Here is a 12040-nt window from a genome sequence, read left to right on the forward strand (position 1 = left end):
GGCGCCTGCCTGGCTCCCTGGAGGGAACCCGTTGCGGCGGTTCGGGTTTCATCCGCTCCGCCGTTTCTGGCCGTCCTTTACGGCGAATTCTCGCCCGGCGCCACCTCGCCGCTTTCCGGCCTGCCGGCGCGGCGCATTCGCGTCAGGCGGAAGAGGATCAACAGCGGTCCGGCGACATAGATCGACGAGAAGGTCGCCACCGTTATGCCGAAGAACATCACCAGCGCGAAAGGCCGGATCAGCGGCCCGCCGAAGACGGCCAGCGCCAGAAGCGCCAGCAGCGTGGTGGCCGCCGTCAACAGCGTGCGCGATAGCGTCTGGTTGATGGCCGTGTCGATGACGATCGGAAGCGGCATCATCGGGAAACGGCGGATGACGCTGCGCACGCGGTCATAGATGACCATCGTATCGTTCAGCGAATAGCCGATGATCGTCAGCAGCGCGGCCACGCCGGTCATGTTGAATTCCAGGCCCGTCAGCGTGAACAGGCCGATCGTCAGAATCACGTCATGCAGGATGGCGATGATGGCCCCGACCGCGAACTGCCAGGCAAACCGCATCCAGACATAGGCGGCGATGCCGGCCACGGCCGCCGCCAGCCCGAGCGCCGCGGAGCTCGCCAGACTTTCGGAGACCACGGGCGCGACGACATCGACGCGGCGGAACAGGTATTCATCCTCCAGCTCGCCACGCATGAGGATGACGGGCGTCTGCTCGGCATTGTCGCCGCTGTCGCGCGACTGCACGCGCACCAGCACGTCGCGCGGATTGCTCAGCGGCCTGACGGTGACATCGCCGATATTCAGCCCTTCCAGCCGCGCAGCGATATCGTCGGGATCGGCAGCCCCCTGGCGGGCCGAGAGCTCCACCACCGAGCCGCCGGAAAAATCGATTCCCAGATTGAGGCCGACATTGGCGAGCAGCAGGAGGCTTGCCAGCGACAGGACCGACAAGGTCGAGAAGACGATATTGCGCGCGGCCATGAAACGGATCGCCGCCGTGGCGAAGAAGCCGGTGTGAATGCCCGCCACCGCCTTGGACAGCGCCTTGCGGCCGAGGCCCGCCTCCAGCACGATGCGGCTGACGGTATAGGCCGTGAACAGCGTGGTGACGATGCCGATCGCCAGCGTCACGGCAAAGCCGCGCACGGTGCCGGCGCCCAGATAGAGCAGCACGATGGCCGCCATCAGCGTGGTGATATTGGCATCGGCAATGCCGGCAAAGGCGTTCTGAAAGCCGTAACGGACGGCATCCACCGCGTTGCCGCGCCGCCGGGCCTCCTCGCGCACGCGCTCGAAGATCAGCACATTGGCATCCACCGCCATGCCGATCGTCAGGATAACGCCGGCCACGCCGGGAAGCGTCAGCGGCAGGCCAGTCAGCGTCAGCACGGCGATGATCATCACCACATTGAGCAGCACCGCCCCGGTCGCCACAAGCCCGAACAGGCCATAGAGCCCGACCATCAGCGCGCCGATCAGCACCGTGGCGACAAGGCCGGCGAAGATCAAAAGGCTCAGCGCATCCGCCCTCAGCCCCGCGCCGGACGAGCGTTCCTCCACCACGGCGACGCTGGTGGGCAGTGCGCCCGCCCGCAACACCATGGCGAGATCCTGCGCGCCCTCCGGCGTCATTTCCGGCGCAAGCCGGACCGAGCCGCCGGTGATCGCGCCCGAGACCGTGGGCACCGTGACGATCAGCCCGTCGAGCGCCACGGCCATGCTGCCGCCGACTGCCTCTTCCGTCGCATCGGCCAGGCGCTTGCCGGCATCCTGAGCGAAATGCAGGTCGATCGCCGGGGCGCCCGAGCCATCGGTAACGGCCTCGGCGGCCACGACATCATGGCTCGATACGATCGGCTGCCGGCGCACCAGCGTGCCCACCGGCGGATCGTCCGCCGTGTAGAACACGGCGCTGCCCGCGGGCACCTGGCCTGCCTCGGCCTCAGCCACGGAGACGGACTTGTCGATGAGATGGAAGGTCAGCTCGCCGGTGGTGGAGAGCACGGTTTTCAGCCGTTCGGCATCGATATCGCCGCTGACCTGGATGGCGAGGCGGTCGCGCCCGCGCGGCTGGACGATGCCGCCTTCCAGCCCCAGAGCGGCGAGACGCCGGCGAATGACGGGGATCGTCTCGTCACGCAGCGCGGCAATGCGCTGGTCGACGCCCTGCGGGGTGAGTTGCAGGGACAGGGTGGCGCCCGCCGCAGGCAGGAGCGCCAGATCGCTGCCGCCGCCCGTCAGCGCCTTCAGCGCATCGAGCGCCGGCTGCAGCTGGGCGGGATCGGTGATGGTCACGGAAAGACGATCGCCGGCGCCGGCGAGATCGCGATAGGCGATGCGCACCGCCTTCAGCCGCGCGCCGACCGCCTCGACGGCCACGCGCAGCCGTTGCGCCATGACCGCGCCCCGCTCGACCCGCAGGCCGAGCTGCGAGCCGCCGACCACATCCAGCCCGAAATGCAGACGCCGGTCCGCGAGCGCGGCCGGCGCCTTGTCCAGCATGCTGGCGGGAACGAGATTGAGGCCGGCGACGGCGATGCTCAAGCCGACGATCAGCCAGACCAGCAGAACACGCCAGCGAGAGATCGGGGGAAAACCATTCTGCTGACGCATCGCGCTCTCGGGCTCTGGCGGTCTAAGAACGGACCGCCAAAGGCCGAAAAGCCTTATTCCTTGACGGGTTCGCCCTTCACGCGGACTTCGGAAATACCACTGCGTACCACACGAATCTTGACGCCGTCAGCAATTTCCACCTCGACCTCGCTGTCATCAACGACTTTGGTCACGCGACCGACAATGCCGCCGGCCACCACCTGATCGCCGCGGCGGATGTTGCGCAGAAGCTCTTCGCGGCGCTTCATCGCGGCGCGCTGGGGCCGGATGATCATGAAGTACATGACGACGAAGATCAGCAGGAACGGCAGGATCGACATGATGATCTCTGTGGTGCCGCCGCCCGCCGTGGGGCCGCCCGTCTGCGCGAATGCTTGCGTCACGAACATCGAAAACTCCTTGAAACTTTTCCTGAGACCGGGATTGGCCCGGCTTTTCCGGCCGGCACTATAGGAAAGACGCCTTCGAATGCAACAGAGGCGGGGGCGAATGCAGCAGGCAAACAAGGCCTGCGGCAGCCCTCATACAAGCACAGACGCGTGATCGCGCCTTGGCCGGGCCGGATCCGGCCCCTGTCCATCCTCAGACACCCATGATAAAGCGCGACGCGATCTTTCAGATTCGCTTCCCGCGCTTTACGTGCCTGTTTTGTCGCATGTCGCGATCGCAAAACCGGCGACCGCCTTTCGCCCGACATGCTTTGGCGCGCGGCGGCACGAGATCTTGGAGAGGATGAGGCCATGGACGAGCGCGCTCTGGACGGACACAGGATCGACACGCTCATCGCAGAGGTGCGCAAGCTCTCGGCGGCGCTCGAGCGGATCGCAGGGCCGGCACCGGCCGAAAACGACTGGGCGGCGGCCGATTGCTTCGTCTGGTCGCCGCAGCGCCGCCACCTGCAGCCCGTACCCCGGCCAAACCGCATCGGGCTTGCGCTGATCAAGGGCGTCGACCACGTGCGCGACATCCTGCACGAGAACACCCGCCGCTTCGCCGACGGCCTGCCGGCCAACAATGTCCTCCTGTGGGGCGCGCGCGGCATGGGCAAGTCCTCGCTGGTCAAGTCCGTGCATGCGGCCGTGGCGAGCGAGACCGGCGTGGCGCTGAAGCTGATCGAGGTGCATCGCGAGGACATCGCCACCCTGCCCCTTCTGCTCGACCTGTTGCGCGATGCGCCGGCGCCGGTCATCGTCTTCTGCGACGATCTCTCCTTCGATCATGACGACACCTCCTACAAGTCGCTGAAGGCGGTGCTGGATGGCGGGGTGGAGGGCCGACCGGCCCATGTGCTGCTCTACGCCACCTCCAACCGCCGCCACCTTTTGCCGCGCGACATGATGGAGAACGAGCGGTCGACCGCGATCAACCCTTCGGAAGCCGTGGAGGAGAAGGTTTCGCTGTCGGACCGGTTCGGCCTCTGGCTCGGCTTTCACAAATGCAGCCAGGAGGATTATCTGGCGATGATCGACGGCTATGCGCAGGCCTTCGGCCTTGAGACGCCCTGCGCGCAGTTGCACGCCGAGGCGCTGACCTGGGCCACCACGCGTGGTGCCCGCTCGGGCCGCGTCGCCTGGCAGTTCATCCAGGACCTGGCCGGGCGCGAAGGCAGGCGGCTGCCGTAACCTATGACACCAAAGCAGAAGGCCACCGGTTCCGGGAGGAAACGGTGGCCTTTGCGCAGAATGGATTTTTTGCGCTGATGGGTCGCTGTACTATTCGAGATAGGTGGCCGGGTTGACCGGCGTCGCGCTCTTGCGCACCTCGAAATGCACCTGCGGCTGCGTGGCCGTGCCGCTCATGCCCGAATCGGCGATGGTCTGGCCGCGCTGGATCTTCTGGCCGCGCTGGACCTTGAGGTCGGAGGCGTTGCCATAGACCGTGACTGTGCCGTCGTCATGGCGGATCAGCACGGCATTGCCGAGCTCCTTCAGGCTGCTGCCCGAATAGATCACCACGCCGTTTTCGGCGGCCTTGATCGGCGTGCCCTCGGGCACGGAGATGTTGATGCCGTCATTGCGGTTGCCGTTGACGTTGGCGCCATAGCCGGCGATCACCGCGCCGCGCACCGGCCAGCGATACTTGCTGATGCCGGTCGCCTTCGGCGCATCCGAACCATCGTCGCGCGCGGCGACTTCGGTCACCGACTGCTTGGCAACGGCGGGTGCTGCGGGCGTTTCGGCCTCATGCTTGGCGGCAGCGGGTGCGGCCTTCTTGGCGGCCGGCTGCGGCTCAGCCGCGGCAACCGCTGCCGGAGCCGCGGCCATCGGCTTGACCGAAGCGGTCATGACCTGTTCCGTCTTCGCCGGCAGCTTCAGCTCCTGGCCGACGCGAATCGTGCCGTTGGACATGCCATTGGCCGCGCGCAGTTCCTCCACCGTCACGCCGTTCTGCTTGGCGATGCGGTTCAGCGAGTCGCCCGGCTTGACGACATAGGAGCCCTTCTTGTCGCCGGCGCCGGCCTCGGGCTGCTTGCCCAGAGCCAGATCCTTGGACGAGGAGTTCTTCTCGCGCGACTGGCTCTGGCCGGGCAGGATGGCGACATCGCGCTGGGCCGGCAGGTCGGGAACGTTCTTCTGCTTGTCGACATCGAGGCTCGCAGCCTGCGTGGAGGCCGAAGCCTTGGCCGCGCTGCCGGAGACGCCGAAGGTGGGGATAACGATGCGCTGGCCAGGCTCGGCCTGCGCGGCCGAGGTCAGGCCATTGGCCTTGAGGATTTCCTTTTCGGGAATGCCGTAGCGCTTGGACAGGGTGGCAATGGTCTCGCCCTGGCGCAGCATGACGGCGGGCGCGTTGGCGCCGCTCGACCAGCCGTTCTTGGCTGCAGCAGAAGCGCTCGGCGTCGTGCCCGTGGCGATGGGATCGGCCAGCGCCGGCTTACGCTCCAACGCGGCGACCTGGTGCGTTTCAGCAGGCCTGCGCGTCGGCGCAACGGCTGTCGGCTCGGCAAGCTCGGTGCGCTGCACGGCGATGGGCTGGCTGGCGGCGCGAGCACGCGACACCGGCGCGACGCTGGCGGAAGCCACGCGGCCGGGCTGGGTCGGCATCGGCTGCGCCAGCGCCTGGTTGCGGCCCATATCCATCCCGCCCTGACCGACATCGCCCTGCGGCACCGGCGCGGCGTTGACGGAACTGGTCGTCACAAGATCCGAGCGATTGAACAGCCCGCCAAAGCGCGAGGAGTCCGAGCTGCAGCCGGTGGCAGCGCTTGCCAGCAAGATCGCCACCATAAGGCGGGAAACCGGCATTCCAACATTCGACGAACCACTGACACGCATGTCGCACCCACTTCGAAACTCAACTCGATGTGGATTGATTAAAACGCATTAGAGTTACCGGGCGGTTAAGCCGGCGGCAAAAGCGCGAAATGCCTGTCTATTCGATAACCTTAACAAAAGCGCAAAGCCCTGGCGCGGCGGGCTTTTTCGCGCGGGAAAAACACGAGGCACACGGCCTTTGGAGGCTGCGAAACCGGCCGGTCATGCATGACAGCGTCAGCATCGGGTTGAACGAAGGGTATGCTGGCGTGCGAATCCGTCAATTTTGCGCCCGCCCGATGTGGTCAGAAATCCTCGGTGTAGAACTTCTCGATTTCGGACAGCGGACCCCGGCGCTCCGAGCCGTCATCATAGGAAAAGGCCGGAGCCTCCCAGCCGAACATGTCGCCGGCGATCATGTTGGAGGCCGGGCGCTCGGGCGTGTCGAGATCGGTCTTTTCGCCATCCAGAAGGGCGCTGACGAGGGTGGTGAACACCTTGGTGCCCGTTTCCGTGCCGTCGCTGTAATCCATGGAGCGCAGGCCGGCCACGGCCGCGTCGCGCGTGCCGAAATAGCGCAGGCTGGTCTGGTCTTCCGGGCGCAGATTATCATAGTAGTCGATGAAGGCGCGGTAATAGGCCTTGTAATCGCCCGTCTCGGTATAGCGGCCGAAAGCCTGATATTCGCGCGCAGCAAGCTGCGGCGAGAGCTTGTTGGCCCATTCGTCATGGGTCAGCGGCGGATATTTCTCGGCCACCGGCGCGCGCTTGGTGCCATAGCTCAGGAACAGCATCGCCTCGGCCGAGAGCGCCACGCGCGAACTCGGGTCGAAGCCGCTGGTGACGCCGCCGACCTGAACCGTGGTGGTGGGCCGCGTGGACGTCTCTGCCGCACCGGCGACACGGACCTGCCGGGCATTCCTGTTTTCGCCCGTCTGGCCTGGATTGGATCTGCTATCGACCTGCATGGGGAGCCTCCTGCGCGTCGGCGTGTGTGCCATATGGCAATCCGAGCGACTCGAACGGGCCCAAACACACACCTATTGCCAAAGGCCTACGCGCGCGAACTTGCGCCGGACTGGATATGTTAAGCTTTGGTTAAGAACGCGCACCGTCGGTGCGGCAGCGCACGCAGGCGGTGGACCGGCCTTGCGAAGGGTGCCTCTCCGGCAAAGGGATCAGAGATAGGCGGCCAGCTGGGGCACGATCGGCAGATAGGGCGCGGAAAACAGGTCCTCGCGCTCGAAGCGGCTGCCGGTGCGGGTGATGCGCACCATGCGACAGTCAGTTTCCGAGATCATGATCGGTAGCAGCAAGACGCCGCCGGAGACCAGATGATCGGTATAGCTGCGCGGAAGACTGTCGAAGGCCGTCGTGACGAGGATGCGGTCGAACGTCCCCTCCCCGATCAGGCCGTTGCTGCCATCCCCCTGACGGGCGATGATGTTGCGGATGCCGAGCTCTTCGAAGCCGCGCTGGGCGCTGGCGACCAGCGAGCGGTAGCGGTCGATCGTCAGGACGCGCTCGGCGATCCGGCTCATGACGGCGGCCGTGAAGCCCGAGCCGGTGCCGACTTCGAGGATGCGCTGGCCGGGCTTGACGTTCAGCGCATTGAGGATGCGCACGGCAAAGTCGTAGCCTTCCATGAAGGAGCCGCAATCGAGCGGAACCAGGCGGGAAGACAGCGCCTCGCGCTTGTAGAGCGGCGGGGCAAAAACGCTGCGCGGCGTCTGCTCCACGGCGTTGAGCAAGCCTTTGGCGGTCAGGCCCTCCGCGCGCAGGCGCAGAACCATGGCGGCAAAGCCTTCCTGCTCGACCAGTGCGGACGCGATCACGCCGCGCCTCCGCGCTCGGCCTCGTCGGGCGCGATCAGCGCGGCCGCCACACGGTCCTGTACCGCATAATCCGTCAGGTCGAGCTTGAGCGGCGTCACCGAGATCTTGCGCTCGCGCAGGGTCTGGATGTCGGTCCCTGCGCGGAAATCGCCGACGCGCTCGCCGAAGCGCAGCCAGAAATAGGGGTGGCCCCGCCCGTCGGTACGCTCGTCGATGGTCAAGCCGAAATCGAGCTTGCCCTGCGAGGTCACCTCGACGCCCTCGACCTCTTCCGGCGGGCAATTGGGAAAGTTGAGATTGAGGAAGGTGCCATCCGGCAGATCCACGGCCATCAGCTTGCGCAGGAGACCGGCCGCATGGGTCTCGGCGACCGCCCAGGGCATTGGCCCACTCAAGGGATAGTGAAAGGCCTGGCTCAGCGCAAAGGAGCGCACACCCTGCAGCGTGCCTTCGATGGCGCCGGCGATGGTGCCGGAATAGGTCACGTCGTCGGCCATGTTGGCGCCGGCATTGACCCCGGAGAGGATGAGATCGGGCTTGCGGTCCAGCACCTTGCGGATCGCCATGATCACGCAGTCGGTCGGCGTGCCGCGCAGGGCGAAACGCTGCTGGCTGATCTGGCGCAGGCGCAACGGTTCGGAAAGCGTCAGGGAATGGGCGAGACCGCTCTGGTCGGTCTCCGGCGCCACCACCCAGACGTCGTCCGTCAGGCTCAGCGCGATGCGCTCCAGCACGGAAAGACCCTCGGCATGAATGCCGTCATCATTTGTCAGCAAAATGCGCATCAGCGTATCCAGATCCCAGGCAGCGCGGCGAACGGCCGGTCGCACGATCCCCAAGCCGGCGGCGTCATATCGCCGGCTCGGGCCGCTCCCACAGGGACCGATCGATCAGGTCTCTCAGGCGGCGCGTTCGATTCGCTTCAGCCCGCCCATATAGGGCAGCAATGCTTCAGGAACAGTTACCGAGCCGTCGTCGTTCAGATAGTTCTCAAGGACCGCGATCAGCGCCCGGCCGACGGCGGTGCCCGAGCCGTTCAGCGTATGGACGAAGCGGGTGGCCTTCTCGTCGCGGCCACGCGTGCGGGCATTCATCCGCCGCGCCTGGAAATCACCGCAGACCGAGCAGGAGGAGATTTCGCGATAGGTGTTCTGGCCGGGCAGCCAGACTTCCAGATCATAGGTCTTGCGGGCGGAGAAGCCCATATCGCCCGTGCACAGCGTCATCACCCGGTAATGCAGGCCGAGACGCTTCAACACCTCTTCCGCGCAGGCCGTCATGCGCTCATGCTCGGCGATCGCCTGATCGGCATCGGTAATGGAGACGAGCTCGCACTTCCAGAACTGATGCTGGCGCAGCATGCCGCGCGTGTCGCGCCCGGCCGAACCGGCCTCGGAGCGGAAGGACGGGGTCAGCGCGGTGAAGCGCAGCGGCAGGCGCTCGGCATCGATAATCTCGCCGGAAACGAGGTTGGTCAGCGTCACCTCGGCCGTCGGGATCAGCCAGCGGCCATCGGTGGTGCGAAACAGATCCTCGGCGAATTTCGGCAGCTGGCCGGTGCCATACATGGCATCGTCGCGCACCATCAGCGGCGAGGACACCTCGGTATAGCCATGCTCGCCGGTGTGCAGGTCCAGCATGAACTGGCCAAGGGCGCGCTCCAGCCGGGCAAGCTGGGCGGTCAGCACGGTAAAGCGCGAACCGGAAAGCTTCGCCGCGCGCTCGAAATCCATCAGGCCGAGTTTTTCGCCGATGTCGAAATGCTCGAGCGCCGGATGGTTCCAGCGCGGCTTGTCGCCGACCGTGCGGGCGACGACATTGCCGGCCTCGTCCTCGCCGACCGGCACGTCGTCAAGGGGAATGTTGGGGATGCGCGACAGGGCGTCTGCAAGCTCGGCATCGACCGCCTTGCTCTCCTCCTCCAGCGCCGGCATGCTGGTCTTCATCTCGGCCACTTCGGCCTTGAGCCTGTCGGCCAGTGCCGAATCCTTGGCGGCCATGGCCGCGCCGATCTCCTTGGAGGCGGCATTGCGGCGGGCCTGCATGTCCTGCAGCGTCTGCACCAGTGCGCGCCGGCGCTCGTCGAGCGCGATCAGCGATGCGGACAGCGCCTGTTGGCCGCGCTTGGCCAGCGCCTGGTCGAGAGCCTCGGGATTGTCGCGGATCCATTTGATGTCGAGCATGACACGTTCCAAACATGAAGATGGACGCAGGGCCTGCCTCAGGCAGGATGCGCCGGAAAAATTGCCGCGCAGGGGCACGGTGTCGACCACGGCGTGACAGGCGCGCGAGGAAAGGGTGCGCTCACCCTCTGAGCCTTGTCTCGCCCATCAAGCTGGCGTGCCGCTGACGCTCTCAACACTTGACCGAGGGGCGGCACCGCCTCTCCGGTCGCGCCTTACGATCGCTCGTCCGTCTCGGCCAGATCGCGCGAAGAGGATGCGTCCGCATTGCGCGCGCGCTGGCGCTCGATCAGCCGGGCAGTGTGGATGGAGACCTCGTAGAGAAGGATGGCCGGCAGGGCAAGACCGATCTGGGAGACCGGGTCCGGCGGCGTCAGGATCGCCGCGGCGATGAAGGCGATGACGATCGCATATTTGCGCTTGGCCGCAAGATCGTCGGCCGTGACGATGCCGACACGGGCCAGAAGCGTGGTGATCACGGGCAGCTGGAACACCAGCCCGAAGGCGAAGATCAGCGACATGATCAGGCTGAGATATTCCGAGACCTTCGGCAGCAGCTGGATCGCCACCTTGCCGTCGCCACCGCCCTGCTCCATCGTCAGGAAGAACCACATGACCATGGGCGTGAAGAAGAAATAGACCAGGCAGGCGCCGAGCAGGAACAGGATCGGCGAGGCGATCAGAAAGGGCAGGAACGCCGCGCGCTCGTTCTTGTAGAGGCCGGGCGCGACGAATTTGTAGACCTGATTGGCGATGACAGGGAAGGAGATCACCAGCGCGCAGAACATCGCCACCTTGATCTGGGTGAAGAAGAATTCCTGCGGCGCGGTATAGATCAGCTCGACCTGACGATGGTTGAGGCCCGCCCATTCCACCGACCAGCGAAAGGGCTGGACCAGAATGTTGAACAGCCCCTTGGCGAAATAGAAGCAGACAAGGAAGGCGACGAAAAACGCGCCGACCGCCCAGATCAGGCGGGAGCGCAGCTCGATCAGGTGCTCCATCAGGGGCTGGGGCTTGTCTTCGATATCGCCGCTCATGCCTCGGTCTCCCCGAAATGGCTGTTCGTCTTGCTGGGATCAACCGGCTTGCTGGGATCAAGCGGCTGGCCGGGATGGACCGGCAGGCGCCGATGCGGCGGGGCCTGGACATCGACCACGGCGAAGGAGGCCTTGCGCACACGGCGGAGCGCCGGCTTGCCCGCACCGGCCCGCTCCCAGAGCTTGGCCTTCGCCCGGGTGTTGCGCAGCGCCTTGGGGCGCGGCGTCAGGCGCGGCTTCTGGCTCTCCGCCGGTCCGGCCTTCAACGGTGCGGCACGCACGGGCGTCACCGGCGCGGCATAGCTGTCGGTCTCGTCCAGAAGGGCGGAAGGAAAGGCGAAATTCTGTGGGGGCGGCTCGTCGGAGACGGCGCGGTGCAGATCGGCCTTGATGTCATTGCCCATCTGGCGCAGCGGGTTCATCGCGTCGCGCAGGCTCTGGGCCGGGTTCAGCCGCTGGGCGTCGCTGATATGGCGTCGGACCTCGTCGAGATCCGCCTCGCGCAGGGCATCATCGAATTGCCGGCGGAAATCGGTCGCCATGCCGCGCATGCGCGACATCATCCGGCCAAATGTCCGCAGCATCCCCGGGAGCTCCTTAGGCCCCACGAAGATGATCATCACCACCGCGATGACGACAAGTTCCGTCCAGCCGACATCCAGCATGGCGACGCCTCTAAACCAACCTTAAGGGCCGGCGGCCGGCCGCATGGGGCCGATGCCGCGCGCTAAGCCCGCCTGTTCCTGGGAAAGCGCCGCCGGCAGGATCTGCCCGGCGGCATACCGGTCTTGTCAGCGAACTTCGTCGGACTTGTGATCGACGGTGCGTCCATCGACGGTCTTGCTCGTCGTCGCATCGGCATGCTCGTCGTCCGACATGCCCTTCTTGAAGCTCTTGATGCCCTTGGCGACATCGCCCATCAGCTCCGGAATCTTGCCGCGTCCAAAGAGGAGCAGCACGACAACCAGCACGATCAGCCAGTGCCAGATGCTAAAAGAACCCATAATCCAGTCTCCCCTTGAAGTCTGCGGATGGCGCCGATGTAAGCGGTTCGCCCACTCTTTTCAAACAGCACTTTGTGTCGCTCGTTATCGGAAAGCGTGACATCACGCA

11 protein-coding genes are annotated in these 12040 nt (G+C 65.8%); 1 reads left to right on the forward strand and 10 read right to left on the reverse strand.

What is annotated here, in order from left to right:
• Positions 1–77 precede the first annotated feature (77 nt).
• Complete coding sequence (secD, locus tag BJF92_RS10995; RefSeq protein ID WP_075634799.1) at positions 78–2615, reverse strand: protein translocase subunit SecD; 2538 nt, start codon at positions 2613–2615, stop codon at positions 78–80.
• Between the two features lie 53 nt (positions 2616–2668).
• Positions 2669–3004: a preprotein translocase subunit YajC gene (gene yajC / locus BJF92_RS11000; protein ID WP_075634800.1), complete on the reverse strand. Its 336-nt coding sequence runs from the start codon at positions 3002–3004 to the stop codon at positions 2669–2671.
• Between the two features lie 351 nt (positions 3005–3355).
• Between yajC and BJF92_RS11005 the strand changes: the two genes are divergently transcribed.
• On the forward strand, positions 3356–4237 hold the full coding sequence (locus tag BJF92_RS11005; RefSeq protein ID WP_075634801.1) for an ATP-binding protein: 882 nt from the start codon (positions 3356–3358) through the stop codon (positions 4235–4237).
• Between the two features lie 90 nt (positions 4238–4327).
• Here the strand turns inward: BJF92_RS11005 and BJF92_RS11010 are convergent, their stop codons facing one another.
• The 8 genes from BJF92_RS11010 to BJF92_RS11045 all read right to left on the reverse strand — a co-directional run bounded on the left by BJF92_RS11010 (position 4328) and on the right by BJF92_RS11045 (position 11931).
• Complete coding sequence (locus BJF92_RS11010; RefSeq protein ID WP_075634802.1) at positions 4328–5890, reverse strand: peptidoglycan DD-metalloendopeptidase family protein; 1563 nt, start codon at positions 5888–5890, stop codon at positions 4328–4330.
• 284 nt (positions 5891–6174) lie between these two features.
• Entirely contained in the window at positions 6175–6837 is a 663-nt protein-coding gene (locus tag BJF92_RS26070; protein WP_075634803.1) for a hypothetical protein, read from the reverse strand.
• A gap of 210 nt (positions 6838–7047) precedes the next feature.
• Positions 7048–7701 (reverse strand): protein-L-isoaspartate(D-aspartate) O-methyltransferase, encoded by a 654-nt coding sequence (locus tag BJF92_RS11020; RefSeq protein ID WP_075635018.1) that lies wholly within the window; start codon positions 7699–7701, stop codon positions 7048–7050.
• Positions 7701–8489 (reverse strand): 5'/3'-nucleotidase SurE, encoded by a 789-nt coding sequence (surE, locus tag BJF92_RS11025; RefSeq protein WP_075635019.1) that lies wholly within the window; start codon positions 8487–8489, stop codon positions 7701–7703. The genes BJF92_RS11020 and surE overlap by 1 nt, the downstream gene beginning before the upstream one ends.
• A gap of 114 nt (positions 8490–8603) precedes the next feature.
• Positions 8604–9887 (reverse strand): serine--tRNA ligase, encoded by a 1284-nt coding sequence (serS, locus tag BJF92_RS11030; protein ID WP_075634804.1) that lies wholly within the window; start codon positions 9885–9887, stop codon positions 8604–8606.
• Positions 9888–10102: 215 nt separating this feature from the next.
• Positions 10103–10927 carry a twin-arginine translocase subunit TatC gene (tatC, locus tag BJF92_RS11035; protein ID WP_075634805.1) on the reverse strand — a complete coding sequence of 275 codons (825 nt, stop codon included), beginning with the start codon at positions 10925–10927 and terminating at the stop codon, positions 10103–10105.
• Positions 10924–11592 carry a Sec-independent protein translocase protein TatB gene (gene tatB / locus BJF92_RS24750; protein ID WP_078057981.1) on the reverse strand — a complete coding sequence of 223 codons (669 nt, stop codon included), beginning with the start codon at positions 11590–11592 and terminating at the stop codon, positions 10924–10926. The genes tatC and tatB overlap by 4 nt, the downstream gene beginning before the upstream one ends.
• A 126-nt stretch (positions 11593–11718) precedes the next feature.
• The gene (locus BJF92_RS11045; protein ID WP_075634806.1) at positions 11719–11931 is read right to left on the reverse strand and encodes a twin-arginine translocase TatA/TatE family subunit; all 213 of its coding nucleotides are present in this window, start codon (positions 11929–11931) and stop codon (positions 11719–11721) included.
• Between the last annotated feature and the right edge of the window lie 109 nt (positions 11932–12040).

The sequence above is a fragment of the Xaviernesmea rhizosphaerae genome, assembly GCF_001938945.1.
GTDB classification, from domain to species: domain Bacteria; phylum Pseudomonadota; class Alphaproteobacteria; order Rhizobiales; family Rhizobiaceae; genus Xaviernesmea; species Xaviernesmea rhizosphaerae.